Origin of the sequence: Streptomyces sp. RKAG290 (assembly GCF_023701695.1) — a bacterium.
Lineage (GTDB): Bacteria > Actinomycetota > Actinomycetes > Streptomycetales > Streptomycetaceae > Streptomyces.
On the sequence record NZ_JAJOZC010000001.1, the window covers coordinates 2,344,514 to 2,369,295 of the forward strand.

General features: G+C 70.8%; 21 protein-coding genes and 2 pseudogenes. 14 read left to right on the forward strand and 9 right to left on the reverse strand.

What is annotated here, in order from left to right:
• Positions 1–15 precede the first annotated feature (15 nt).
• Positions 16–396, forward strand: a complete 381-nt coding sequence (locus LNW71_RS09815; protein WP_250967888.1) for a helix-turn-helix transcriptional regulator — start codon at positions 16–18, stop codon at positions 394–396.
• Positions 397–501: 105 nt separating this feature from the next.
• Here LNW71_RS09815 and LNW71_RS09820 read toward each other — a convergent pair whose 3' ends face one another.
• Complete coding sequence (locus tag LNW71_RS09820; RefSeq protein WP_250967889.1) at positions 502–846, reverse strand: DoxX family protein; 345 nt, start codon at positions 844–846, stop codon at positions 502–504.
• A 79-nt stretch (positions 847–925) separates the two neighbouring features.
• Between LNW71_RS09820 and LNW71_RS09825 the strand changes: the two genes are divergently transcribed.
• Together LNW71_RS09825 and LNW71_RS09830 are read left to right on the forward strand one after the other, a co-directional pair.
• Positions 926–1,822, forward strand: coding sequence for a LysR family transcriptional regulator (locus LNW71_RS09825; protein WP_250967890.1), 897 nt, complete (start codon positions 926–928; stop codon positions 1,820–1,822).
• A gap of 233 nt (positions 1,823–2,055) precedes the next feature.
• Positions 2,056–2,637, forward strand: coding sequence for a Uma2 family endonuclease (locus LNW71_RS09830; protein WP_250967891.1), 582 nt, complete (start codon positions 2,056–2,058; stop codon positions 2,635–2,637).
• 94 nt (positions 2,638–2,731) lie between these two features.
• Here the strand turns inward: LNW71_RS09830 and ychF are convergent.
• Positions 2,732–3,819, reverse strand: a pseudogene (gene ychF, locus LNW71_RS09835) (redox-regulated ATPase YchF).
• A 337-nt stretch (positions 3,820–4,156) separates the two neighbouring features.
• Here ychF and LNW71_RS09840 point away from each other — a divergent pair.
• The gene (locus LNW71_RS09840) at positions 4,157–4,687 is read left to right on the forward strand and encodes a DUF6542 domain-containing protein (protein ID WP_250967892.1); all 531 of its coding nucleotides are present in this window, start codon (positions 4,157–4,159) and stop codon (positions 4,685–4,687) included.
• A gap of 166 nt (positions 4,688–4,853) precedes the next feature.
• Here the strand turns inward: LNW71_RS09840 and ppgK are convergent.
• Positions 4,854–5,590 (reverse strand): annotated as a pseudogene (gene ppgK / locus LNW71_RS09845) (polyphosphate--glucose phosphotransferase).
• 97 nt (positions 5,591–5,687) lie between these two features.
• On the reverse strand, positions 5,688–6,677 hold the full coding sequence (locus LNW71_RS09850) for a 4-hydroxy-3-methylbut-2-enyl diphosphate reductase (protein ID WP_250967893.1): 990 nt from the start codon (positions 6,675–6,677) through the stop codon (positions 5,688–5,690).
• Positions 6,678–6,751: 74 nt separating this feature from the next.
• Between LNW71_RS09850 and LNW71_RS09855 the strand changes: the two genes are divergently transcribed.
• The 4 genes from LNW71_RS09855 (at position 6,752) to LNW71_RS09875 (ending at position 11,018) form a co-directional block, all read left to right on the forward strand.
• Positions 6,752–8,191, forward strand: a complete 1,440-nt coding sequence (locus tag LNW71_RS09855; protein WP_250967894.1) for an APC family permease — start codon at positions 6,752–6,754, stop codon at positions 8,189–8,191.
• Positions 8,192–8,540: 349 nt separating this feature from the next.
• On the forward strand, positions 8,541–9,752 hold the full coding sequence (gene xseA, locus LNW71_RS09865) for an exodeoxyribonuclease VII large subunit (protein ID WP_250967895.1): 1,212 nt from the start codon (positions 8,541–8,543) through the stop codon (positions 9,750–9,752).
• 113 nt (positions 9,753–9,865) lie between these two features.
• Positions 9,866–10,141, forward strand: coding sequence for an exodeoxyribonuclease VII small subunit (locus LNW71_RS09870; RefSeq protein WP_250967896.1), 276 nt, complete (start codon positions 9,866–9,868; stop codon positions 10,139–10,141).
• A 286-nt stretch (positions 10,142–10,427) separates the two neighbouring features.
• Positions 10,428–11,018 carry a malonic semialdehyde reductase gene (locus LNW71_RS09875; protein WP_250967897.1) on the forward strand — a complete coding sequence of 197 codons (591 nt, stop codon included), beginning with the start codon at positions 10,428–10,430 and terminating at the stop codon, positions 11,016–11,018.
• A 135-nt stretch (positions 11,019–11,153) separates the two neighbouring features.
• On the opposite strand, the gene LNW71_RS09880 is transcribed toward LNW71_RS09875, so the two are convergent.
• Positions 11,154–11,672 carry a DUF4245 domain-containing protein gene (locus tag LNW71_RS09880; protein ID WP_250967898.1) on the reverse strand — a complete coding sequence of 173 codons (519 nt, stop codon included), beginning with the start codon at positions 11,670–11,672 and terminating at the stop codon, positions 11,154–11,156.
• A 141-nt stretch (positions 11,673–11,813) separates the two neighbouring features.
• On the opposite strand from LNW71_RS09880, the gene glpX reads away from it, so the two are divergent.
• Positions 11,814–12,845 (forward strand): class II fructose-bisphosphatase, encoded by a 1,032-nt coding sequence (gene glpX / locus LNW71_RS09885; protein WP_250967899.1) that lies wholly within the window; start codon positions 11,814–11,816, stop codon positions 12,843–12,845.
• 221 nt (positions 12,846–13,066) lie between these two features.
• Here glpX and LNW71_RS09890 read toward each other — a convergent pair whose 3' ends face one another.
• Together LNW71_RS09890 and LNW71_RS09895 are read right to left on the reverse strand one after the other, a co-directional pair.
• Positions 13,067–13,438 (reverse strand): WhiB family transcriptional regulator, encoded by a 372-nt coding sequence (locus LNW71_RS09890; protein WP_250967900.1) that lies wholly within the window; start codon positions 13,436–13,438, stop codon positions 13,067–13,069.
• A gap of 159 nt (positions 13,439–13,597) precedes the next feature.
• Entirely contained in the window at positions 13,598–14,272 is a 675-nt protein-coding gene (locus LNW71_RS09895) for a DUF1707 domain-containing protein (RefSeq protein WP_250967901.1), read from the reverse strand.
• A gap of 215 nt (positions 14,273–14,487) precedes the next feature.
• On the opposite strand from LNW71_RS09895, the gene LNW71_RS09900 reads away from it, so the two are divergent.
• Positions 14,488–16,155 (forward strand): fumarate hydratase, encoded by a 1,668-nt coding sequence (locus tag LNW71_RS09900; RefSeq protein ID WP_250967902.1) that lies wholly within the window; start codon positions 14,488–14,490, stop codon positions 16,153–16,155.
• A 170-nt stretch (positions 16,156–16,325) separates the two neighbouring features.
• Here the strand turns inward: LNW71_RS09900 and LNW71_RS09905 are convergent, their stop codons facing one another.
• Entirely contained in the window at positions 16,326–17,342 is a 1,017-nt protein-coding gene (locus tag LNW71_RS09905) for a LuxR C-terminal-related transcriptional regulator (RefSeq protein WP_250967903.1), read from the reverse strand.
• Between the two features lie 157 nt (positions 17,343–17,499).
• Here LNW71_RS09905 and LNW71_RS09910 point away from each other — a divergent pair, with 157 nt between their 5' ends.
• Both LNW71_RS09910 and LNW71_RS09915 read left to right on the forward strand, forming a co-directional pair.
• Entirely contained in the window at positions 17,500–18,744 is a 1,245-nt protein-coding gene (locus LNW71_RS09910) for an MFS transporter (protein ID WP_250967904.1), read from the forward strand.
• A 582-nt stretch (positions 18,745–19,326) separates the two neighbouring features.
• Positions 19,327–20,628: a M18 family aminopeptidase gene (locus tag LNW71_RS09915; RefSeq protein WP_250967905.1), complete on the forward strand. Its 1,302-nt coding sequence runs from the start codon at positions 19,327–19,329 to the stop codon at positions 20,626–20,628.
• A gap of 54 nt (positions 20,629–20,682) precedes the next feature.
• On the opposite strand, the gene LNW71_RS09920 is transcribed toward LNW71_RS09915, so the two are convergent.
• Positions 20,683–22,209 (reverse strand): ricin-type beta-trefoil lectin domain protein, encoded by a 1,527-nt coding sequence (locus tag LNW71_RS09920; RefSeq protein WP_250967906.1) that lies wholly within the window; start codon positions 22,207–22,209, stop codon positions 20,683–20,685.
• 107 nt (positions 22,210–22,316) lie between these two features.
• Between LNW71_RS09920 and LNW71_RS09925 the strand changes: the two genes are divergently transcribed.
• Positions 22,317–23,741 (forward strand): class II fumarate hydratase, encoded by a 1,425-nt coding sequence (locus tag LNW71_RS09925; protein ID WP_250967907.1) that lies wholly within the window; start codon positions 22,317–22,319, stop codon positions 23,739–23,741.
• A 44-nt stretch (positions 23,742–23,785) separates the two neighbouring features.
• On the forward strand, positions 23,786–24,505 hold the full coding sequence (locus LNW71_RS09930; protein ID WP_250967908.1) for a DUF402 domain-containing protein: 720 nt from the start codon (positions 23,786–23,788) through the stop codon (positions 24,503–24,505).
• Positions 24,506–24,782 lie beyond the last annotated feature (277 nt).

Below are 24,782 nucleotides of genomic sequence, written 5' to 3' on the forward strand. Positions count from 1 at the left end.
CGTGAGGAGCCGGCCGTGTCACCGATCGCGAACGCCGTACCTGCCGTCAAGTCGCTTCCGGAGCCGGCCGGCCTGCCCGAGCCACTGCCCGAGCCGGCGGTGGGCGCCTTGCGACTGGAGGCGGTGCTGGGAGCGCTGAGCGACCCACTGCGACTGACCATCGTCCGCAAGCTGCTGCTCGAATCGGAGCAGTTCGACCACTCCTGCGGCTGGTTCGGCCTCGACCGGCCCAAGTCGTCACTCACGCACCACTTCAAGGCACTCCGCGAGGCGGGGATCACGCGGCAGCGCCAGTACGGCCTGGAGCGCCGCAGCCACGTACGCGTCGCCGACCTCAACACCCGCTTCCCGGGCCTGCTGGACCTGGTGGCCGCGTGGGAGCCGGACGCAAGCTAGATCCCTGCGCCATGGCGCTTCGCATCCTGGCCAAGCTGACCGAGCTGGAAAGCGACCCGCTGGGCTTCCACACCACCGCCCTCGTGTCCCGCTTCTGCATGCCCGTCAGGCGGTTACCGCTGTGGCGAGCGTCGCGGTGGACAGGACCAGGAACAGCAGGGCACCGCCGAGCTGATGGTCGCGCACCCGCAGGTGGGTGATCACAGCGCCGATGAAGTACAGAACCAGGCCGGCCGCGGCCGCGACCCCGAAGGGCCGTACGACCAGGCCGGCCAGCAGGCCCAGCGAGGCCGCCCCCAGACAGGCGCCGAGCGGGTACATCCAGGACACCGGCACCTGGAGCCGCTCCGCAATGGCAACGATCGCGGGGTGTCGGGTGAAGTCCATATAGGCGCCGATGCCCGTCGCGGTGGCGGTCAGCAGGGTCAGGATCAGATACGCGGGGTACATGGGGTTCCTTTCCGGATCACCTCCACCCTCGCGGGCCCCTGCCGTGGCGGTCCAATACCTGCATCCATAGCCTGATGGCATGGATGTGGACACCCGGCTGCTGCGCTACTTCGCCATCGTGGCCGAGGAGGGCAACATCACCCGTGCCGCGGAACGCCTGTTCATCGCGCAACCGTCCCTGACCAAGCAGATCAAGCAGCTCGAAACGACGCTGGGGGTGCAGCTCTTCGTCCGCTCGCGGGCCGGCATGGCGCTCACCGGGCCAGGTCGGGCACTGGCCGACCGTGTGCCGGCCCTGCTCGACGCACTCCACGAGGCGGTACGGGAGACCAAGGCCGCCGCGAGCCGGTCGGAGCAGATTCTGCGGGTCGGCATCATGGGCAGCGGAGCCAACGAGGCGACCCCCGCGATCATCGCGGCGTTCGGCGACCGCCGACCGGGCTGGCGGGTGGAGCTGCGGCAAGGCGTGTGGTCCGAGCCGACGGCAGGGCTGGCTGACGGGGGCGTCGATGCCGCGCTGCTGTATCTGCCCTTCCCCGGCCAGGAACGCTGGCGGGTGACCGAGCTGTTCACCGAGCCGCGCTGCGTGCTGCTGTCCTCCGGACATCGGCTGGCGGACCGGGCGTCGATCGCCTTCCGGGAGCTACGGGACGAGCCGTTCGTAGCCGCCCCGCCGGAGGCCGGTGAATGGCGCGACTGGTGGCTGGCGACCGACGCGCGCGAGGGCCACCCGCCCCGCATCGGCGCCGAGACGCGCCATCCGGACGACTGGCTGAACGCCATCGCCAACGGCTACGGCATCGCGCTCGCCCCATCGGCGGCCGCCCGCTACTACCCCCGCCCCGGCATCATCCAGCGCCCCCTCACGGGCGTCGCGCCCTGCACCGTCGCCGTGGTCCGATCCCCGGCCGCCGACGCAGACCCTGCTGTCGAGGCCTTCGTCGACTCGTGCCTCACCGTGGTCGGGTCACGGTGACTGCTCCGGTCCGTTTCGCCAACCCCGCACTGGCGGTCTTGATTATGCGGCGAGGGTGACGGCGGGGGCTCGGGGCTCGGGGCTCGGGGCTCGGGGCTCGTAGAAGGTTCCGTCGCGGAGCATTGGCGAACAGGACGCTGATGCGCTGGACATACAGGACTCGGAGGTCTGACCACCACCACGAGCACGTCGACCTCGAGGCCCGGACCTCGCCGAGTCGCTACGGTTGAGCCATGGCCGCACTGCCCGACTGGATGCGCCCGCCCCGCGCGGAAGGCTGGTTCGCAGAGGACCTGGACCGCCTCCCGAAAGCGCCGCGCCACACCGAGCTGATCGACGGAGCCCTCGTATTCATGCTGTCCCCGCAGCGGTGGTGGCACGGCCATCTCGTCACGATGCTCACCGTGGCTCTCATGGAGCAGGCGCCGGCCGACGTAAGGGTCGGACGGGATATGACCATCAAACTCGATCAACGCAATCGGCCCGAGCCGGATCTGCTGGTGACGACGGCCGACTTCGACGGTGACCGCACCTGGTTCGCACCGGATGAAGTACGACTCGCCGTCGAGGTGGTCTCCCCCGAGTCCGCACACCGGGACCGCACGGTAAAGCTCCACAAATACGCAGAGGCCGGCATCCCGCACTACTGGCGCGTCGAGGACGAGGACGGAGCACCAATCGTCCACGTCTACGAACTCGACGAGCCGACCGCCACCTATGTACCCGTTGGCATCTTCAGGGGCTCGCTCAACCGTCCGGTGCCCTTCGAGATCAACCTCGACCTGGAAAAGCTCGCTCCACCCCGCCGCGGCTGAGTCAGTACGGAAATGCGGTAGGGGCCGGACACACCCAAGTCCGACCCCTCTGACCAGCACTCTTGACGAGATAGCTAGCTTGCAGCAACCACCGCTACACGTTGAAGCGGAACTCCACCACATCGCCGTCCTGCATGACGTAGTCCTTGCCTTCCATGCGGGCCTTGCCCTTGGCGCGGGCCTCGGCGACCGAGCCCGTTTCGACGAGGTCGTCGAAGGAGATGATCTCCGCCTTGATGAAGCCCTTCTGGAAGTCGGTGTGGATCACACCGGCCGCCTCGGGGGCCGTGGCGCCCTTCTTGATCGTCCAGGCGCGGGTTTCCTTCGGGCCTGCCGTGAGGTACGTCTGCAGGCCCAGGGTCTCGAAGCCGACGCGGCCGAGGGTGGCGAGGCCGGGCTCTTCCTGGCCCATGGACTGCAGTAGCTCCAGGGCCTCCTCGTCGTCGAGCTCGATCAGCTCGGACTCGATCTTGGCGTTGAGGAAGATCGCCTCGGCGGGGGCCACCAGTGCGCGCTGCTCGTTCTTGAAGTCCTCGTCGACCAGCTCGTCCTCGTCGACGTTGAAGACGTAGAGGAAGGGCTTGGTCGTGAGCAGGTGCAGCTCGTGCAGGAGACGCCCCTTCTCGGTGGCGGCCGTGATGCCCGCGTGGAAGAGGGTGTCGCCCGCTTCGAGGATCTTCTGGGCCTCCTCGACGGCGGCCAGGACCGCGACCTTCTCCTTCTGGAGGCGGGCCTCCTTCGTGAGGCGCGGGACGGCCTTCTCGACGGACTGGAGGTCGGCGAGGATCAGCTCGGTGTTGATCGTCTCGATGTCGTCCTTGGGCGAGACCTTGCCGTCGACGTGGACGACGTTCTCGTCCTTGAAGGCCCGGATGACCTGGCAGATCGCGTCCGACTCACGGATGTTCGCGAGGAACTTGTTGCCCAGGCCCTCCCCTCGCTCGCGCCGCGCACGATGCCCGCGATGTCGACGAAGTCGACGGTCGCCGGGAGCAGCTTCTGGGAGCTGAAGATCTCCGCCAGCTTGTTCAGGCGCGGGTCGGGGACGCCTACGACGCCGACGTTCGGCTCGATCGTGGCGAACGGGTAGTTGGCCGCCAGCACGTCGTTCTTGGTCAGGGCGTTGAACAGGGTCGACTTGCCGACATTCGGCAGGCCGACGATTCCGATCGTGAGCGACACGTTGGCGACTTCCTGAGGGGTGGGCGGGCTCGCAATGACGTCCGGCCCGGGTGGGCCGATTCTCCAGTTTACGGGCGGGCGCGAGCGCCTCACCACGGGTCCGGTCGGGTGCCGATCCGGTTCCCGTTGGGCCGTGTGGCATCGAACTCATCGCCAAGGTCGGCCAAAGCGCGTGTCCCGCACCTGATTCCTCCCGCCCGGCGACCTACGTTGTCCCGGTGGAGCAGCACAGGACACGTCCCCGCAGCGCAGGCAGACCCAGCAGGCCCCGCTGTCCCCGCTGGGGACCAAGGGAGCCAAGGAAACCATCGGCGACGGCGCCTCCGTGTACCGGGTGATGAGCACCCCGGCGGACCGGGGCCGCCCGGTCGCGCCCGTCGTGCTCGCCCTGCGGCGGCTGCCCAATCCCCGGCTCACCGGAATCGGCGCCGGTCTCTTCGCGGCCGCCGTCATGTTCGTGCTCGCCTGTGCGGACCGGCTGCTGTTCGACGGCTCGTCGGCCGTCTTCGGTGCACTGTTCCTGCCGGTCAGCGCGCTGACCGCGCTCTGGGTGCGGCCCGCGGACCTGGTGACCGCGCCGATCAGCGTGCCGATCGCGTTCGCCGTCGGCATCATCCCGATCTCGGGCGGCACGGGCGGCTTCGGCGGGCAGACGATGGCCGTCGTCACCGCGCTGGCCGTCCACGCCGGCTGGCTTTACGGCGGAACGCTCATCGCCGGGCTCATCGCGTCCGTACGGAAGGTCCGGCTGATGCGGGCCCGGCAGCGGCGGATGCTGCTGGCCGCACAGACCGCGCGGGCCGCCGGGCAGCCGTCGCCCGCCCCCCGGGCGGCTGGACGCGCGCCGCGCCGGCCGTCCCAGCGGTAGTCCTCAGCGTCCGAGGGTCCCACCGGCCTGATCGAGGCCCCACCGGCCTGATCGATCCGCCGGTGGGGCCCCGTACCGCGTCCGTCCTCGGGTGCGGACCCGACGTAGTCCCTGGCGCCCGATGTAGTCCCTAGTGCCTGACGTAGTCCCGTGGCAGCGTCGGCCGTCAGCTGCCCGCTGCCGCCATTGCCGCGCCCACGATTCCGGCGTTGTTCTGCAGCTCCGCGGGCACCATCTCGGCCCTGACGTGCTCGATCAACGGCAGGAACTTCTCGGCCTTGCGGCTGACGCCGCCACCGATGATGAACAGTTCGGGCGAGAACAGCATCTCCACGTGGGCCAGGTACTTCTGCACCCGGTGCGCCCAGTGGTGCCAGCTCAGGTCCTCGTCCTCCTTGGCCTTGGTGGAGGCGTGCTTCTCCGCGTCGTGGCCGTTGAGCTCCAGGTGGCCGAGCTCGGTGTTGGGCACGAGCTTTCCGTCGATGAAGAGCGCGCTGCCGATGCCCGTGCCGAGTGTCAGCACGATGACCGTGCCCTTGCGGCCGCGCCCCGCACCGAAGGTCATCTCGGCGACGCCGGCCGCGTCCGCGTCGTTCAGCACGGTGACCGGGAGGCTCAGCTTGCCGCTGAGCAGGGTGCGGGCGTCCAGGTCGATCCAGCCCTTGTCGACATTGGCCGCGGTACGGGTGACGCCGCCGGTGACGACTCCGGGGAACGTGATCCCCACCGGTCCCGACCAGTCGAAGTGACCGACCACCTCGGCCACGGCCCCGGCCACGTCCTCGGGTGTGGCCGGGTGGGGGTGAGTACTTTGTGGCGCTCCTGCGCCAGGTCTCCGCGGTCCAGGTCCACGGGAGCACCCTTGATCCCGGAACCGCCGATGTCCACGCCGAAGATCTCCATGCGATCCACGGTACGGGCACGCGGCCCGGCTCACTTCCCGGAACGGAAACCTGCACCCGAACCCGCACGCGAACCCGGCTCCAGGAGCCGGGAGCCGTCACTCGCCGGACAGTGCCGCCGCCTCAGCGCGCAGGTCCCGGCGGAGCTCCTTGGGCAGCGAGAAGATGATGGACTCCTCGGCCGCCTTCACGATCTCCACGTCCTCGAAGCCCCGCTCGGACAGCCAGGCCAGGACGCCGTCGACCAGCACCTCGGGGACGGACGCACCAGAGGTGACACCGACTGTGGAGACGCCCTCCAGCCAGGACTCCTCGATCTCGTCGGCGAAGTCGACCAGATGGGCGTCGTTCGCGCCCGCGCCGAGGGCGACCTCGACCAGGCGGACCGAGTTGGAGGAGTTCTTCGAGCCGACGACGATCACCAGGTCGGCGTCCGAGCCCATCTGCTTCACCGCGATCTGACGGTTCTGCGTGGCGTAGCAGATGTCGTCGCTGGGCGGCGAGATCAGCAGCGGGAACTTCTCCTTGAGCGCGCCGACGGTCTCCATCGTCTCGTCCACGGAGAGCGTGGTCTGGGAGAGCCAGACCACCTTCGAGGGGTCCCGCACCTCGACGTTGCCGACGTCCTCGGGGCCGTCGACCAGCGTGATGTGCTCGGGCGCCTCGCCGGAGGTGCCGATGACCTCCTCGTGGCCCTCGTGGCCGATGAGGAGGATGTCGAAGTCGTCCTGCGCGAAGCGGACGGCTTCCTTGTGGACCTTGGTGACCAGGGGGCAGGTCGCGTCGATCGTGGCGAGCTTCCGCTCGGCCGCCTCCTGGTGCACGGTCGGGGCGACGCCGTGTGCGGAGAACATCACGATCGAGCCCTCGGGGACCTCCGCGGTCTCCTCGACGAAGATCGCGCCCTTCTTCTCCAGGGTCTGTACCACGTACTTGTTGTGGACGATCTCGTGGCGTACGTAGACCGGGGAGCCGTACTGCTCCAGGGCCTTCTCCACGGCGATCACGGCACGGTCCACGCCCGCGCAGTAGCCACGGGGAGCGGCGAGCAGGACGCGTCGGGGTGTCGTAGCAGTCATGCGTCCCATCGTAAGGCCGTACCGAACAGGCGCGGGGCCGACCGGGTCGGGAGACTGATCATCACGCTACCAACGGAGGATTCATGGCCGGCAACGGCAGCGGCACCGGTTCCGGCAACGGCAGCCGCATCGGTTCCGACATCGGCAGCGGCAGCGGTCCCGGCAAGGGCGACGGCGCCGGCTCCGGCAGCACCGCGGACCGGGCGGGGCTCCGGCGGACGCTGGGCTTCCGGGACCTGGTGGTCTACGGGCTGCTCTTCATCGCCCCGATGGCCCCCGTCGGTGTCTTCGGCACCCTGGACGCGAAGTCGGACGGCGCGGTGGCGCTCGTGTACGTCGCGGCGACCGTGGTGATGGCGTTCACCGCCTTCAGCTACGCCCAGATGGTGCGGGTCGCACCGCTGGCGGGCTCGGTCTTCGCGTACGCGCGCAAGGGGCTCGGGGAGGCGCCCGGGTTCATCGCCGGGTGGATGGCGATGCTCGACTACCTGCTGATCCCCGCGGTGGCCTACCTCTTCTCCGGGATCGCGATGAATTCGCTGGTGCCGGACGTGTCGCGGTGGGTCTGGACCGCGCTGGCCGTGGTCCTCACGACGCTGCTCAACCTCTGGGGCGTACGGGCGGCGGCCCGGGTCGGCTTCGCGGTGCTCGCCATGGAGATCGTGGTGCTGCTGGTGTTCCTGGTGTCGGCGGCGGTGGTGCTCGTGCAGGACGGGGCGCAGCGCGGCTGGCTGACGCCGCTCACCGGGGATTCGGGCTTCTCCGCGTCGGCGGTGCTGGGTGCGGTGTCCGTGGCCGTGCTCTCGTATCTGGGTTTCGACGCCATCGCCTCGTTCGCGGAGGAGGTGACGGGCGGTTCGGCGAAGGTGGCGCGGGCGTTGCTGTTCTGCCTGGTGCTCGCGGGGGTGCTGTTCGTGGCGCAGTCGTATCTGGCGGCCCTGCTGGAGCCGATGACGTCGGCGGAACTGGCCGCCGATCCGGCCGCCCAGGGCTCGGCCTTCTACGACACGGTGGACTCCGCGGTCGGGTCCTGGCTGCACGACCTGGTGGCGGTCAGCAAGGCGATCGGGGCGGCGTTCGCGGCGCTGGCCGGGCAGGCGGCCGCCGGCCGGCTGCTGTTCGCGATGGCCCGGGAACGACGGCTGCCCGCGCTGCTCTCCCGGATCGACCCGCGCTCGGGGGTGCCGCGGATCGCGATCCTGATCGCGGCGGTCATCACGCTGGTGGCAGCGGTGTGGGCGGCCCGGCGCGACGACGGCCTGGACCACCTGGTGTCGGTCGTGGACGTCGGCGCGCTGACCGCGTTCATCCTGCTGCACGCGTCGGTGGTCGGCTGGTTCGTGGTGCGCCGGATGGCGGGGCCGCCGGTCTGGTGGCGGCACGTCCTGATCCCGGTGGTGGGCGCCGGGGTGCTGATCGCGGTGATCGTCGAGGCGACGACGAGCGCGCAGGTGGTGGGGGCGTGCTGGCTGGTGGTGGGGCTGGTGGTGCTGGCAGTGCAGTGGAGGCGCCGGACCGCGTGAGGTGAGGGGTGACGGGTCGCGGGGCCACGGCGGCCTGGGGCCGCGGGTTCGCAGGGCCGCGGGGTCGCGGTGGCACAGGGTCACGGGGCCGCGGGTTCGCAGGGTCGCCGGGTCACGGGGCCACGGGTTCGCGGCGTCACGGGGCCACGGGGCCACGGGGCCACGGGTTCGCGGCGTCACGGGGCCACGGGGCCACGGGGCCACGGGTTCGCGGCGTCACGGGGCCACGGGCCACGGGTTCGCAGCGTCACGGGGCATGGGCTACCGCAGCGGGCCCGGCCGTCGGTGCCGGCTGGCGCGTCGCCGCGGAGCCGCCTCCTTGTCCGTGGTGGCGGATACGCTCCCTCGTATGGCTCTCCAAACATCCGCGGAAGCTCCGCTGCCCGTCGGTGACGTGTCACGGCTCATCGGCGGCTGGATCGACCGGCTCGGCGCCGTCTGGGTCGAGGGGCAGATCACCCAGCTGTCGCGGCGGCCGGGGGCCGGAGTCGTGTTCCTGACGCTGCGCGACCCCTCGCACGACATCTCGGTGAGCGTGACGTGCTTCCGGCAGGTCTTCGACCGGATCGCGGATGTGGTGACGGAGGGGGCTCGGGTCGTCGTCCTCGCCAAGCCCGAGTGGTACGCACCGCGCGGCCAGCTCTCGCTGCGGGCCACGGAGATACGGCCGGTCGGCATCGGCGAACTGCTGGTCAGGCTGGAGCTGCTGAAGAAGTCGCTGGCCGGGGAGGGCCTCTTCGCCCTCGACCGCAAGAAGCCGCTGCCCTTCCTGCCGCAGCTGATCGGACTGGTCTGCGGCCGCGCGTCGGCTGCCGAACGCGACGTCCTGGAGAACGCGCGGCGCCGATGGCCCGCCGTCCGCTTCGAGGTGCGCAACACCGCGGTGCAGGGGGTGCACGCGGTGAACCAGGTGGTCCAGGCCGTGAAGGAACTGGACGGCATCCCGGAAGTCGACGTGATCGTCGTGGCGCGTGGCGGGGGCAGCGTGGAGGACCTGCTGCCGTTCTCCGACGAACAGCTGATCCGTACGGTCGCGGCGTGCCGCACCCCGGTGGTGTCGGCGATCGGGCACGAGCCCGACTCGCCGCTCCTCGACCTGGTAGCGGACGTGCGGGCCTCCACGCCGACGGACGCGGCGAAGAAGATCGTGCCCGACGTCGGCGAGGAGCTGGACCGCGTGCAGCAGCTGCGGGACCGGTCGCTGCGGACGGTACGTGGGCTGCTCGACCGGGAGGAACGGGGGCTGGCCCATGCGCTGGGGCGGCCCTCCATGGAACATCCGCAGCGGATGGTGGACGAACGCGCCGCGGAGGTCGACGCACTGATCGGGCGCGGCCGGCGGGTGCTGGGCCACCTCCTGGACCGGGCGGACTCGGAGCTCGCCCACACCCGGGCCCGGGTGGTCGCACTGTCGCCGGCAGCGACCCTGGAGCGCGGCTACGCGGTGCTCCAGCGGGCGGACGGCCATGTGGTGCGGGATCCCGCCGAGGCGGGGGCGACGGGGGACACGCTCCGGGCGCGGGTGTCGGGGGGCGAGTTCGTGGTGCAGGTCTCCGAGTAAGGACAACCGGCGGCGAAGCAGGACCCCGGGCAGTCGGACCCGGGTGACAGGACCCCGAGCAGTCGGATGTCGGCCAGGATCGGCGGACGCGCTCACGCAATAAGGTGGATCACATGACGGACGACGGGACGACGGCTGCGGCCACGGGCACGCTCGGGTACGAGCAGGCGCGCGACGAGCTGATCGAGGTGGTGCGCCGGCTGGAGACGGGCGGGACGACCCTGGAGGAGTCCCTCGCGCTGTGGGAGCGGGGCGAGGAGCTGGCGAAGGTGTGCCGGCGCTGGCTGGAGGGTGCACGGGCCCGGCTGGACGCGGCGCTGGCCGGACCGGCCGACCGCGAGGACGGCGCCGGCGACGGCCCCGTGGACACGGCGGCCGACGCGGGCTGACGCCTCGGCCGGACACACCACGGTCGAAGGCCAGCACGGTGGGGCACGGCGGGCACGGCGGCGCACACCGGGGCGCCGCGAGGCACCGCAAGGCAGGCAAGGCACCGCAAGGCACCTCAAGGCACCGCCGCCGGAACGCGGCACAGGTCCTGCGCCGTGGCGCAAGATCTCCGTTCTGTGGGGTCAGTCACTCCGTTCCGGTTTTAGTTGAAAGTTAACCTACCTCTCCCGTAGCGTGAGCGGTGTTGCTCGATCCCCCGCGTTCGTCCGGAAGGTAATACGCAAGATGTCCCTCGTTCTTGACCCCGCCGCCCAGGACCTCCTCTTCCGTGAGGCCCGCACCGCCAACAGCTTCACCGACGAGCCGGTGACCGAGGAGCAGGTCCAGGCGATCTACGATCTGGTCAAGTACGGCCCGACCGCCTTCAACCAGTCGCCGCTGCGCGTCGTCCTGGTCCGCTCGGACGAGGCCCGCGCCCGCCTCGTCCCGCACATGGCCGAGGGCAACCAGCCCAAGACCGCGACCGCCCCGCTGGTCGCGATCCTGGCCACGGACAACGAGTTCCACGAGGAGCTCCCGGCCCTGCTGCCGCACTTCCCGCAGGCCAAGGACTTGTTCTTCTCCGAGCGCCCGGCCCGTGAGTCCGCCGCCGCGCTGAACGGCGCCCTGCAGGCCGCCTACTTCATCATCGGCGTCCGCGCCGCCGGCCTGGCCGCAGGCCCGATGACCGGCTACGACGCCGCGGGCATCGAGAAGGAGTTCCTGGACGGCGACCACAGCGTGCTGATGGTCGTCAACATCGGCAAGCCCGGCGAGGACGCCTGGTTCCCGCGCTCGCCGCGTCTCGCCTACGACGAGGTCATCAAGACGGTCTGACCGTCCGAGCTGTGGGCCGGACCGGCCCGCCCCCGCCCGCAGCATGAGGAAGGCCCTGGAGCACTCGCTCCAGGGCCTTCCTCATGCTGTCGCACCCATCGGCGCGCTCTCGCACCCGTCGCGCACCCGACGGCCTCAGGACGTCTTGAGCGCCGCCGCCATCTCCGCCAGCCGCTGCGGCGAGGCGGACCCCGTCACGACCGTGGTCGCACCCTTGTCCTGGCGCACGAGGGCGTCGTACTTCGGGCCCTCCCAGTGCTGCCAGGTCTGCCCGGCGACCTGCTGCGTGCGCCCGGTGTTCTTCGCGTCCTGGCTGACCTCGGCGACGTACTTCCTCGCCGGGGACGTGGACTGCTCCACCGCGACGTACCCCCCGTCCGGGTCGAGGAAGCCCAGGTGCCAGCTGGCGCCCGCCTGGCCCTCGTAACTGACCGAGGTCGGCTTCCACTTCTGCGTCAGACCACTGGGGGCGGCCACCGGGTACGGAGCCGCACGCCGCGCGGTCAGGAGCTCGACGCGGTAGTCGACCGCCTTGACCGGGTCGGCCTTGTCGTCGTGCGGAACGAAGATGTAGACGACGCCCGCCACGGCGGCGATCACCGCCATCGACAGGAACATGTCCCGCACTGTCTGCTTGCCTCGCTTGCTTGCCACGGGACCATCGTCGCATCAGCTCCGGCGGGACAGAATCGGGGGCGGCCGCTCATCCGTGACCCGGTCTGCTCATTTTGTCGACCTGACGATAGAGTCACAGCACCCTCATCCGGTCGTCGTCGTACAGAAAGGTGCGCTCCGATGTCCGAGCATCATCTGCCGTCTCAGCTGGAGGTCTCCCCGGAGGCCCCCGACCGCAACCTTGCCCTGGAACTGGTCCGGGTCACCGAGGCCGCCGCCATGGCCGCCGGGCGCTGGGTCGGCCGCGGGGACAAGATCGGCGCCGATGGCGCCGCCGTGAAGGCCATGCGCACCCTCGTCTCCACCGTTTCGATGAACGGCATCGTCGTCATCGGCGAGGGCGAGAAGGACGAAGCCCCCATGCTGTTCAACGGCGAGCGGGTCGGTGACGGCACCGGCCCCGAGGTCGACATCGCCGTCGACCCGATCGACGGCACCACCCTGAACGCCAAGGGCATGCCGAACGCGATCGCCGTGCTGGCCGCCGCCGACCGTGGCGCGATGTTCGACCCGTCCGCGGTCTTCTACATGGACAAGCTGGTCACCGGCCCCGAGGCCGCCGACTTCGTCGACATCAACGCCCCCGTCTCGGTGAACATCCGCCGGGTCGCGAAGGCGAAGAACTCCATGCCCGAGGACGTCACCGTCGTCATCCTGGACCGCCCCCGCCACGAGGGCATCGTCAAGGAGATCCGGGAGACCGGCGCCCGGATCAAGTTCATCTCCGACGGCGATGTCGCGGGCTCGATCATGGCCGCCCGCGAGGGCACCGGCGTCGACCTGCTCATGGGGATCGGCGGCACGCCGGAAGGCATCATCTCGGCCTGCGCCATAAAGTGCCTCGGCGGTGTCATCCAGGGCAAGCTCTGGCCGAAGGACGCGGCCGAGCGGCAGCGCGCGCTGGACGCCGGGCACGACCTGGACCGGGTGCTGTCCACGGACGACCTGGTCAGCGGTGACAACGTGTTCTTCGTGGCGACCGGCATCACGGACGGCGAGCTGATGCGCGGCGTGCGGTACCGCGCGGAGACGGCGACCACCGAGTCGATCGTCATGCGGTCCAAGTCGGGCACCATCCGGAAGATCGACTCGACCCACCGGCTCTCGAAGCTGCGTGCCTACAGCGCGATCGACTTCGACCGCGCGAAGTAGTGAGGTAGGCACGTCCGTACGAAGAGGCGCCCCCCGTGTGCGGTGGGGGCGCCTCTTCGCACAGGGGGGTACGGTCCGGCCCACGGCAGAAGCGGGTGCGAGCCAACGGGCTGTCCCGCAGTCCTTGGAGTATCAGCGCGCGGCGACAGGGAACGGGTCGGAGCGAGGGCGCGGCGACAAGAGCACATGCGCGCGAGAGCGCGGCGGCAGGTGGTGCGGACTCAGCCGGCCGCGGCGATGTGGCCGGCCGCGCCGGATGCCTTGAGCTCCACCTCGCGCCGCCGGCGGCGGGCGAGCGCCACCCGGCGTTCGGCAGCGGTGAGGCCGCCCCACACTCCGTAGGGTTCGGGCTGCATCAAGGCGTGTTCGCGGCACTCGACCATCACCGGACAGCGCGCGCAGACCCGCTTCGCGGACTCCTCACGCGAGAGCCGGGCAGCAGTCGGCTCCTTCGACGGAGCGAAGAACAGCCCGGCTTCGTCCCGGCGGCACACCGCCTCCGAATGCCAGGGACCTGCCTGGTCCTCCCGAGCGGGTATCCGCTGGGAAGGAACGGCGGCGACCTGCAGGGGCTGATGCGGCATTTGCAGCACGGTCCACTCCTGACGACGGCTTCGCGGGCGAGAAGACGATGCAGCACTCCCTACCCGCTGTGCGCGCGCCTATGCACTGAGTGGCACTCAGGTCCGGGCTGCGGAATTACGGTCGAGCGCGATTTCGGCCTGAATCAGCGCCTCCCGCTTCCTCCGCCGTCAGTGGCCGAGGTGTTTACGCAGCCGGTCCTGGAGATCCTCGATGAACGAGCCGCGCTTCGGCTTTGCTTCGACGCTGCCGAACGCCGAATAGCCGTTGACCACCACCACGGGCGCCTCGGGATCCCCGGATTCCAGTGTGACGACTTCGAAATTGCCGAAGATGCCCGTTCCGCTGCCGCGCAGCGAGATGTTCTCGGGAACCCTGATCTCGACGCTGCCGAAGATGGCGGTCGCGTTGATCACGGTGAGACGCTGACCGAAAAGCGCCTCGGTCAGATCGATCTCCACACTGCCGAAGAGTGAGAACGCGTTCGTGCGCCCGCCGACCCGCCAACGTCCCTTGCGGGTGGAACTGCTGAAGACCGCCACCATGTTCTCCGCCGGGCCCGTCGGACCCGCCGGCGTCTCGGGGGCGTAGGCGTACGGCGCCGAGGCGGCTCTGGTCGCTCCGCCCGATGCGGGCAGGTCCCGTACCAGCGGTTCGAGTTCGCCGACCGTCTTGGCGCGGTAGACCGCGTCGACCCGCTCGCCGTGCTCCTCGGCGGTGAGCCGGCCCTCGGCCATGGCTTCCCGCAGGATGTCCGCGATCCGGTCACGATCGGCGTCGGAGGCACGGATGACGTCGGGTTCCGCCCGTGCGGTGGGCTGCTGGGGGTGCTTTTCGAGGTCCACCGGCCCAGCGTACCCAAACGCGATAGATCGCGACCAGGGGCTGGGCGTCGGCGGCGGGGCGCAATATCGGGTGGGCGGGGGCCCGGGAGGCGTCCGCGCCCGGCCGGGTCGGGTGAGCCTTACCTCACAGACTCACCACCCCTGCGGGGTCCTACCCTGGTGGGTGCGCTGCCCAAGGGTGGTCAGCCGCCGTCACCGAGTGAGGAATGGCCGTAATGCCAGAGTTTGCGTACTCCGATCTGCTCCCCCTGGGAGAGGACACCACGCCGTATCGTCTGGTCACCGCCGAGGGTGTTTCCACCTTCGAGGCCGACGGCCGTACGTTCCTCAAGGTCGATCCGGAGGCGCTGCGCACCCTGGCCGCCGAGGCCATGCACGACATCTCGCACTACCTGCGGCCCGCACACCTGGCTCAGCTGCGACGGATCATCGACGACCCCGAGGCGTCGTCCAACGACAAGTTCGTCGCGCTCGACCTGCTGAAGAACGCGAACATCGCCGCCGCGGGCGTGCTGCCGATGTGCCAGGACACCGGCACCGCGATCGTCATGGGCAAGCGCGGGCAGAACGTGCTCACCGAGGGCGGTGACGAGGAGGCCCTGTCGCACGGCATCTTCGACGCGTACACCAAGCTCAATCTGCGCTACTCGCAGATGGCCCCGCTGAACATGTGGGACGAGAAGAACACCGGCTCGAACCTCCCGGCCCAGATCGAGCTGTACGCCACCGACGGCGGCGCCTACAAGTTCCTCTTCATGGCGAAGGGCGGCGGCTCGGCCAACAAGTCGTTCCTCTTCCAGGAGACCAAGGCCGTCCTGAACGAGGCCTCCATGATGAAGTTCCTGGAGGAGAAGATCCGTTCACTGGGGACGGCCGCCTGCCCGCCGTACCACCTGGCGATCGTCGTCGGCGGCACGTCGGCCGAGTTCGCGATGAAGACCGCGAAGTACGCCTCCGCGCACTACCTGGACGAGCTGCCCGCCGAGGGCTCCCCCACCGGCCACGGCTTCCGTGACAAGGAGCTGGAGGAGAAGGTCTTCGAGCTGACGCAGAAGATCGGCATCGGGGCGCAGTTCGGCGGCAAGTACTTCTGCCACGACGTGCGCGTGGTCCGCCTCCCCCGCCATGGCGCCTCGCTGCCCGTCGCGATCGCCGTGTCCTGCTCGGCCGACCGCCAGGCCACCGCGAAGATCACCGCCGAGGGCGTCTTCCTGGAGCAGTTGGAGAAGGACCCGGCACGCTTCCTGCCCGACACCACGGACGAGCACCTCGACGAGGCGGGTGACGTCGTGAGGATCGACCTGAACCGCCCCATGGACGACGTCCTCGCCGAGCTGACCAAGTACCCGGTCAAGACCCGGCTCTCGCTGACCGGCCCGCTGGTCGTGGCGCGCGACATCGCGCACGCCAAGATCAAGGAGCGGCTGGACGCGGGCGAGGAGATGCCGCAGTACCTCAAGGACCACCCGGTCTACTACGCGGGTCCGGCGAAGACCCCCGAGGGCTACGCCTCCGGTTCCTTCGGCCCGACGACCGCCGGCCGGATGGACAGCTACGTCGCACAGTTCCAGGCGGCGGGCGGCTCCAAGGTGATGCTCGCCAAGGGCAACCGGTCCAAGCAGGTCACCGACGCGTGCGACGCGCACGGCGGTTTCTACCTCGGCTCGATCGGCGGCCCGGCGGCGCGGCTGGCGCAGGACTGCATCAAGAAGGTCGAGGTCGTCGAGTACGAGGAGCTCGGCATGGAGGCGGTCTGGAAGATCGAGGTCGAGGACTTCCCGGCGTTCGTCGTCGTGGACGACAAGGGCAACGACTTCTTCACCGAGCCCGCCCCGGCACCCACGTTCACCAGCATCCCGGTGCGCGGCCCCGGCCTCGGCTGACGGGGCGAAGCACCTCGGCGAGGGGCGCCTCGGCCGGGCGGAAGCAAGGGTCCTGCCCCCTCGCCCGGTCTCGGGCGAGGGCGGGCGGCACCCGCTCCGGTCCAGGCCGGAGGCGCCTCACCGCGCTTGCGGCCGCCGCCGTCGAGCGGACCCCGTCGGGGCGCCTGCCCTCACCCGTCGAGCAGACCCGAGGTCGCCACCAGATAGCCGAGTTGGGCCCTGCTGTTGCTGCCCAGCTGCTCGGAGACCTTCCGCATGTGCTCGGCGACGCTGCGCCGGCTCATCCCGATCCGCCGGGCTATCGAGGCGTCCGTCTCGCCGTTGACGACCGCCTGCAGGATGGCGCGCTGCAGGTCGGACGTGATGACCGGGGTGCGCAGCGGCGCCCGTTCGGGGCGGACCGGCACCGCGCGGGACCACGCCTCGTCGAAGTCGCGGGCCAGGAATCGCACCAGTGACGGATGCTGGATGCGCAGCGCGTGGTGGGGCTCGTCGGAGAAGGGGACGAACGCGAGGTTCCGGTCGAACACGATCACCCGGTCGACCACCTCGGCAAGCGTCCTGACCTCCGCTCCCGCCGCGGTCACCTGCTCGATGTACGCGAGGGTCGTACGGTCCGAGCGGACCGTGTGCTGGTAGATCGTCCGCTGCCGGATCCCGCGCCGCAGATTCCCCAGGTCGCGGCTCAGGGCCTCCTGGAGCACGAGGGCCGGGCGACCGCCCCCGGGGTGCGCGGTGCGCATCTCCTCCCGGCAGCCGGCCGCGCCCGCCTCCAGCGCCTTGCTGATGACGGTCTCGCCGGAGAGCCGGGTGAGCACGGGCTGTTCGAGCCGGTGCACATCCGCGTACAGGGCCTCGAAGACGGAGAGTGTGGCGCGGGTGGCGCGCAGCGTGCGGCGGCGGTCGGCGATGGCCTCCTGGAGCGGGGCCAGCGCTGCGTACGATGCCGTCTCCGGGGGCACGGGCATCATGAATCCGGGTGAGTCACGGTCCGCCACCATCAGATGCAGTGCCCGCAGGCAGCCGGCGACCTCGTCCTGCGGAAGGCTGCCCGCCGTCAGCGCGTGCCGATAGGTCGCGAGCGCCGTCTCGCACGGCTGCTCCGGCAGCGGGCGGGACCGCCCGGAGCTGTCCGACGACGATTCGCGGCAATCACATACCGGTGGGCTGGAATGATCGTCCTTCACAAGTATGCAGATCACCTTTGTACATAGGGGATGACGGCGGATAGTCCGACGCCTCGGCGACTATGAACAGGTGACGCCCGGCACCGACCGCACCCTCAGTCAACCGAACGGCGAATCGGTCAACTCGCTTCGAAGCGAACGGCGTTACCGATTCCTCGTGACCGGCTACGCCATCTCTTCGTACGGCACCTTCCTGAATATGGTGGCGCTCAATCTGTTCGTCTACGAGACGACGGGCCGGGCCCTCGCCATGGGGGCGTTCATGGCGGTGCGGCTGGCGTCCGGATTCGCCGCCGGACTGACGGCGGGCGCGCTGCTCGCCCGTTTCACGGCGAAGGGCGTCATGCTCTGGACGAATATCGCGCAGGCGGCCGTGATGCTGCTGCTGGTGCTCGCGCCGGACGGGCTGCGCACGACCGCGTTGGTCGCCGTGTCCGTGGTGGTCGGTTCCTGCGGGACCCTGTTCATGGTGTCCCTGCGCAGCTCCATTCCCGAGATGGTCGGCGAGGACCGGCGCTCCTGGGCCAACTCACTCTCGATCACGGGCCGTTCGATGGCGATGGTGGCCGGTTTCGCATCGGCGGGCGTCGTCGTCTCGCTTGTCGGTTACACCGCCGCCTTCGTGGTGGACACGGCCACCTTCGTGGTCTGCGCGGCGACGGTGGCCCTGCTCGCCGTCCCGGGCGGGGGAACGGGCGTGCGCGGCGGGGAGCCGGCCGCGGTGTCCGGCGCCGGGCCGGCTGCGCAGGCGTCGGAAGTCAGGGCGGCCGGGCGGCGCCGGCCCGTCGCGCTCGCCGCTCTGGCCGCCGCACCCGGTCTCGGTCTGATGGTGGCGCTGCGCGGCGTGGACGCGCTCGGTTCGTCCTCGCACAACGCAGCGTTGCCGGTCCACTCCAGCAGGCTCGACGCCTCGCACCCCGCCGTGTTCGTCAGCGCCTTCTGGTGCCTGTGGGCGCTCGGCAACATCGTCGCGCAGCAGGTGATCCAGCGGTACGCGCGCCGCACCGGCCGGTCCGTCGGCGCGCTGGGCTTCGGCGTCGGCACGTGTTTCATGTCCGCGGCCTTCATCCTGGCGTTCGCGGGGTTCCCGCTGGTGGCCACGGCGGGGATCGCCCTGGTCGCGGGGGCCGCCGACGGGCTCACGGAGGTCTCGTACACCTCGCATCTGCAGACCCTGCCGGCCGGGCTGCGCGCACACGCCTTCGGGCTCTCCGCGACGGTGGAGAATCTCGGGTTCGGCGCCGGAATGATCCTCGTCGCGGCCGCGCTCGACCACTACAGCCCGCTGACGGTGGTCGGCTGGTCCCACGGGGCCGCCCTCGTGGTCGCCGCGGTGTTCCTGATCCGCGTGGCGGGCCCGCGCGGTGCGCCGGCGGGCGCGTCGGGTCCCTCGTCCCGGTGACCGGACCACGTGTCAGGACCGTTCGTGTACGACGGAATCCAGCCAATCCTGCGGAGGGGTCCGCGACGCCGCCGCGCCGGGTCCCGCGGAGGGTCCGCGGGGCGGGGGCGGGCGGCGGGCCGCAGGCGGCTCGGCCTACCGGTGCGGGCCGGGAGGTACGACCCCGGGCCGGGCAGGCCGTGAGTGCCCGTGGGCGTCGGCGCCGCACCGCCGCATTCGCGCAGCGGGCCGCCCACCGGGCTTGCGTGGTGCGCGGCCGATGCGGTGAGTTGTCCGTGTCGCCGGAGAACTCCGCCCCCGCCCGACCGCCCGGTCCGGATGCCGCCGCCGCACTCCAGGCCGCACCGTCCCCTCCGCTCCCGCCAGCCGCCCCTCACCCGCCGCCCTCACCCTCGTCCGCCCCGCGCGCTCCCGACGCGCATCCCCTCGCCGTCCGAACCCGGACCGCCCCTCACCCGCCGCCCTCACCCTCGTCCGCCCCGCGCCCGCGACGCGCGCCCCCTCGCCGCCCTCACACCCTCGCCGTCCGAACCCGGCCGGCCGCACACCCTCACCGTCCAACACCGGAAAGGCGGAGACCGCATGACGCCGGTCCACCACCGCAGCCACGTCGACGACCTGCTCTCCTTCATCAGGGCCAGCCCCTCCCCGTACCACGCCGTCGCGAGCGCCGCCCAGCGGCTGGAGAAGGCCGGCTTCCGTGAACTGCGGGGCACGGACGACTGGACGGGCACCACGGGCGGCAGCTTCGTCGTCCGCGGCGGCGCGCTGATCGCCTGGTACGCCCCCGAGGGCATGCCCGCCCACACGCCCTTCCGGATCATCGGCACCCACACTGACTCCCCCAACCTGCGGATCAAGCCCACCCCCGACACCGGTTCCGCGGGCTGGCGGCAGATCGCGGTGGAGATATACGGCGGGGTGCCGCTCAACACCTGGCTCGACCGCGACCTGGGCATCTCCGGCCGCCTCGCACTCCGCGGCCCCGGCGGCACCACCGACACCCGGCTCGTGCAGATCGACGAGCCGCTGCTGCGGGTGCCCCAGCTGGCGATCCACCTGGACCGCACCGTCAACGAGGGTCTCGCCCTGGACCCGCAGCGGCACGTCGCCCCGGTCTGGTCGCTCGGCGACGCCGAGGAGGGGGCGCTGCTGCGCCGGATCGCGGAGGCGGCGGAGACCGACCCTGCCGAGGTGCTGGGCTGGGACCTGATGCTCCACGACATCCAGCCGCCCGGGTATCTGGGCGCGGACCGGGAGTTCGTGGTCTCCTCCCGGCTGGACAACCTGGTGTCGGTGCACGCCGGCGTCACGGCCCTGGCCGGTGCGGCGACGGCGGCCGAGGAGTCCGCGTACATCCCCGTCCTGGCGGCCTTCGACCACGAGGAGGTCGGCAGCGGCTCGGACACGGGTGCGCAGAGCCCGATGCTGGAGCGGGTCCTGAGCCGTTCGGTCACGGCCCGCGGCGGGACGCAGGAGGACTGGTCGCGGGCGCTGGCCGGTGCGTTCTGCGTGTCCGCCGACATGGCGCACGCGGTGCACCCCAACTACGCGGAGCGGCACGACCCCGACCACCGGCCGCTGCCCAACGGCGGCCCCACGGTCAAGGTCAACGTCAATCAGCGCTACGCCACGGACTCGACCGGGATCGCGGTGTTCGCGTCGGCCTGCGAGCGGGCGGGCGCGCCGTGGCAGCCGTTCGTCTCCAACAACGCGATGCCGTGCGGTACCTCGATCGGTCCGCTCACCGCTGCCAGGCTGGGCGTGCAGACCGTGGACGTGGGGGTGCCGGGGCTCTCGATGCACTCTGCGCGCGAGCTGTGCGGGGCGGACGACCCGGGGCACCTGGCGGCGATCCTGGGCGCGTTCGTGACGTCCGGCTGACGGGGTGCGGGGAGGGGCGGCGTGCGCCCCTCCCCGCACGGACGGACAGGGCGGTCACGCGAAGCGCTGGTTCGCACTCCCGTCGCAGGGCTGCAGCCTCAGCGGGTCGTGGGCACCCGCCAGCGTCGCGCACAGCCCGGTGGAGGCGGCCGGGCGCAGGGTGCCCGACTGGCGGACGAACTGCTGGTTGGCCGCGCCCGAGCAGTTGTAGAGGATGAGGGCGGCGCCCGGTTCGTAGCCGGCGCCGGGTACGTCCAGGCAGCGGTCGTGGCTCAGTTCCGTGCGGAGGTTCTTCGTGCCGGAGTCGTACCACCAGCCCTGGTTGCGGCCGCCGTGGCAGTCCCAGCCGGTGATCCGGGTGTTGTTGCGGGTGACCGAGCCGGGGGCGTCCAGGCAGCTGTTGGTGGCCTCGCCCCGCAGCGGCTTGAAGACGTCGTCCCAGGCGGCGGCCTGCAGCACGGGCTTTCCGGTGCTCGCCGGGTCGGCGCAGCTCGCCTCGCGCAGGCCCGAGTTGTAGATCTGGGTCAGGCAGGCGGCGAAGGCGCCGTGACCGGCCGCGTTCGGGTGGAAGGACTGCCGGAGGGAGTTGGAGTCCGGCGGGAAGTGCGAGAGGTCGATGTAGAGGCCGCGGGCCCAGGTGGACTCGCTGCACACCTCGTGGCCGTGGAAGAGCCGCGAGTTGTCGAGGTAGAGCGCTCCGGTGTCGGCGGCGGCCTTGCGCATGCCGCGCTCGAAGGCGGGCACGGCGGCGTTGCGGCCCCAGGCGGCGTCGGAGTCGTATCCGGCGCAGCCGCCGGGAAGCTTGCCGGGGTATTTCGGGTTGTCGTAGAAGTCCGGGCCGATCGGGCTCGGGTAGCCCATGACCACGAGCTTGTAGTCGCCGGCGGCGTAGCCGGCGCCCGACATGACGGTGCGCAGGTCGCCCACCGTCTTCTCGACCTTGGGTACGAGTGCGTCGATGCGCCCCTGCCAGCCGCCCTCGTACTTGGACTGGCAGGCACCCTGGATGAGGACCCAGCGCTCGACGCAGTCCGTCATGACCGGACCGAACTGGAGGTCGTCGTTGGCACCCGCCACCAGCACGATCATCTTGATGCGGGTGTTGCGCGCCTTGATGGCGAGGTTGTCGCTCTGCACCAGTTCGTCGGCGTACTGCTTCGAACCGCCGATGACGATGTTCCCGGTGTACGCCCCGGAGCAGGAGACGTTGTACGTGACGTCGGCCGGGATGCCGGTGCGGTGGATGGCGGAGTCGGGCGAGCGGTGGCACCAGTTGTCGGGGCCGTCGGTGCCCGCCTCGTACGTGCCGACGCCCTCGCCCGAGATCTCGCTGTCGCCGAGCGAGATGAGTCCGGTCTTCCGGTCGGCGAGCGGGCGCTCGGCGGGGCTGCCGTACAGGCGGGTGGCCTCGGCGGCGCGGATGGCCTCCAGTTCGGGCGGCAGAGCGGTGGATGCGGTACTGGTGGTACCGGGCTGGGCGGCGCCCGCCTGGCCGGCGGCGGCGGTCATGCCGCCCAGTGCAGCCGCCATGGCCGCGGCGGCCGCGACCGTACATCGGAGTCTGTGTCCCGTACGCCTCATTGCGCCTCCCGAGGTTGTGGTTACCCCCGGTATTTACTGGTCGGTAGGCAACTTGGGAATAGATAGAACAAGACAAGTGCTCATCTTTTTCAGGAGGTTGAACCGAGATGGACGGCACGCAGGTCCCGGCGGACGGCAACACGGCCGGGGAGAACTACCGCACGGAGCACGATTCGATGGGCGAGGTCAGGGTGCCCGCGGACGCGAAGTGGCGGGCCCAGACCCAGCGCGCCGTGGCGAACTTCCCGATCTCCGGACAGCGTCTGGAGCGGGCCCACATCGAGGCCCTGGCCCGCATCAAGGCCGCGGCGGCCAAGGTGAACGCCGAGCTCGAGGTGCTCGACCCGGAGATCGCGGAGGCCATCCAGGAAGCGGCGGCGGAGGTCGCCGAGGGGCGCTGGGACGCGCACTTCCCGATCGACGTCTTCCAGACCGGCTCCGGCACCTCGTCCAACATGAACACCAACGAGGTCGTGGCCACCCTCGCCACCGAGCGGCTGGGCCGCGAGGTCCATCCCAACGACCACGTCAACGCCTCGCAGTCCTCCAACGACGTCTTCCCCTCCTCCATCCACATCGCGGCGACGGGTGCGGTGACCGGCGAGCTGATCCCGGCCCTGGACCATCTGGCGGCCGCCCTGGAGCGCAAGTCCGTCGAGTTCGCGGCGGTCGTGAAGTCCGGCCGTACCCACCTGATGGACGCCACCCCGGTGACCCTGGGCCAGGAGTTCGGCGGGTACGCCGCACAGATCCGCTACGGCATCGAGCGGCTGTACGCCTCACTCCCGCGCCTCGCCGAGCTGCCGCTGGGCGGCACCGCCGTCGGCACCGGCATCAACACCCCGCCCGGCTTCTCGGCCGCCGTCATCGCCGAGGTCGCCCGCGTCACCGGGCTGCCGCTCACCGAGGCGCGGGACCACTTCGAGGCGCAGGGGGCGCGGGACGGGCTGGTGGAGACCTCGGGGCAGCTCCGCACCGTCGCGGTCTCGCTCACCAAGATCTCCAACGATCTGCGCTGGATGGCCTCGGGGCCGCGCACCGGACTGGCCGAGATCAGCCTCCCCGACCTCCAGCCGGGCTCGTCGATCATGCCGGGGAAGGTGAATCCGGTCATTCCCGAGGCGGTGCTGATGGTCGCCGCCCAGGTGATGGGGAACGACGCCACGGTCGCCGTCGCGGGTGCCGCGGGCAACTTCGAGCTGAACGTGATGCTCCCGGTCATCGCGAAGAACCTGCTGGAGTCGGTGCGCCTGCTGGCCAACGTCACCCGGCTGCTCGCGGACCGCACGGTCGACGGCATCACCGCGCACGTGGAGCGGGCCAGGGAGTACGCGGAGTCCTCGCCGTCCGTCGTCACCCCGCTCAACAAGTACATCGGGTACGAGGAGGCGGCGAAGGTCGCCAAGAAGTCACTCGCCGAGCGGCGGACGATCCGCGAGGTGGTGCTGGACTCGGGCTACGTCGAGCGCGGGGACCTCACCGAGGAGCAGCTCGACGAGGCGCTGGACGTGTTGCGTATGACCCGTCCGTGACGTCCGTCGCTGCGGTCGGGCCGCCCGCTCATTAAGATCTCTCCATGACAGGTACCGGAGAGATCGAGCGCTGGGCGCCGGGTGATCAGATCCTGTGGCGCTACCGCGGAAACGGACCGCTGCGGCACGGCCCCGGGCCCGACCGGACGCCCAACCCCGTGCACATCTGCCGCCCCGTCACCGTCGTCCAGGACACCGAGGACCTGCTCGCCGTCTGGGTGGCGCCCGGCACCGAGTGCGTGAAGCCGGTACTGACGGACGGCACCGACGTGCACGCCGAACCGCTGGCCACCCGGTACACCGCGCCGCGCACCACCGCCCGCTCGCCCTGGCTGGGCAACGGGGTGCTGAAGCTGGCCCGGCCGGGCGATCCCTGGTCGGTCTGGCTGTTCTGGGAGCGCGGCTGGCAGTTCCGCAGCTGGTACGTGAATCTGGAGGAGCCGCGTACCCGCTGGGCCGGCGGCATCGACTCCGAGGATCACTTTCTCGACATCTCCGTCTTCCCTGACCGCAGCTGGCTGTGGCGCGACGAGGACGAGTTCGCCCAGGCCCAGCAGGTCGGTCTGATGGCCCCCGACACCGCCCGGCGGGTGCGTGCGGCGGGGCGCGCGGCGGTCGGTGTGATCCGCGAGTGGGGGGCGCCGTTCCGGGACGGCTGGGAGGACTGGCGGCCGGATCCGCACTGGCGGGTGCCCGCACTTCCGGACGACTGGGACCGGCTGCCGGATGACTGGGACCGTACCCCGTCCCCTGTGCCGTCGTGAGACCCTTGATGCACCCCAGGGGGGCAACCGTAGGATCGTCCCGCGGAGGGCCGCTCCGCCCCAACCGACCTGCGCCGCACCCGAGCTGACCGTAGATCATCAAGCCATGGCACGAGTTGCACGCTTCATGAACCGCATCAGTCGTACGAGTCCCACGAGTTGCCCGAACCGCATGAGCCACTACGAGGGGGTGGAGACGTGCTCGCTGTCCGCCGCTCCCTCGCCGAAAACGTTGTCACCGATGCCGTCCGCGGACGGCCGGTTTCGGCCCGGTGTT

What these genes read in the sequence shown, in the direction of transcription:
- LNW71_RS09920 (WP_250967906.1), bottom strand. Translation starts at nt 22,209, where the DNA reads ATGAGGCGTACGGGACACAGACTCCGATGTACGGTCGCGGCCGCCGCG.
- LNW71_RS09850 (WP_250967893.1), bottom strand. Translation starts at nt 6,677, where the DNA reads ATGGGACGCATGACTGCTACGACACCCCGACGCGTCCTGCTCGCCGCT.
- glpX (WP_250967899.1), top strand. Translation starts at nt 11,814, where the DNA reads ATGTCCGAGCATCATCTGCCGTCTCAGCTGGAGGTCTCCCCGGAGGCC.
- LNW71_RS09900 (WP_250967902.1), top strand. Translation starts at nt 14,488, where the DNA reads ATGCCAGAGTTTGCGTACTCCGATCTGCTCCCCCTGGGAGAGGACACC.
- LNW71_RS09825 (WP_250967890.1), top strand. Translation starts at nt 926, where the DNA reads ATGGATGTGGACACCCGGCTGCTGCGCTACTTCGCCATCGTGGCCGAG.
- LNW71_RS09830 (WP_250967891.1), top strand. Translation starts at nt 2,056, where the DNA reads ATGGCCGCACTGCCCGACTGGATGCGCCCGCCCCGCGCGGAAGGCTGG.
- LNW71_RS09855 (WP_250967894.1), top strand. Translation starts at nt 6,752, where the DNA reads ATGGCCGGCAACGGCAGCGGCACCGGTTCCGGCAACGGCAGCCGCATC.
- LNW71_RS09930 (WP_250967908.1), top strand. Translation starts at nt 23,786, where the DNA reads ATGACAGGTACCGGAGAGATCGAGCGCTGGGCGCCGGGTGATCAGATC.
- LNW71_RS09870 (WP_250967896.1), top strand. Translation starts at nt 9,866, where the DNA reads ATGACGGACGACGGGACGACGGCTGCGGCCACGGGCACGCTCGGGTAC.
- LNW71_RS09925 (WP_250967907.1), top strand. Translation starts at nt 22,317, where the DNA reads ATGGACGGCACGCAGGTCCCGGCGGACGGCAACACGGCCGGGGAGAAC.
- xseA (WP_250967895.1), top strand. Translation starts at nt 8,541, where the DNA reads ATGGCTCTCCAAACATCCGCGGAAGCTCCGCTGCCCGTCGGTGACGTG.
- LNW71_RS09875 (WP_250967897.1), top strand. Translation starts at nt 10,428, where the DNA reads ATGTCCCTCGTTCTTGACCCCGCCGCCCAGGACCTCCTCTTCCGTGAG.
- LNW71_RS09915 (WP_250967905.1), top strand. Translation starts at nt 19,327, where the DNA reads ATGACGCCGGTCCACCACCGCAGCCACGTCGACGACCTGCTCTCCTTC.
- LNW71_RS09820 (WP_250967889.1), bottom strand. Translation starts at nt 846, where the DNA reads ATGTACCCCGCGTATCTGATCCTGACCCTGCTGACCGCCACCGCGACG.
- LNW71_RS09840 (WP_250967892.1), top strand. Translation starts at nt 4,157, where the DNA reads ATGAGCACCCCGGCGGACCGGGGCCGCCCGGTCGCGCCCGTCGTGCTC.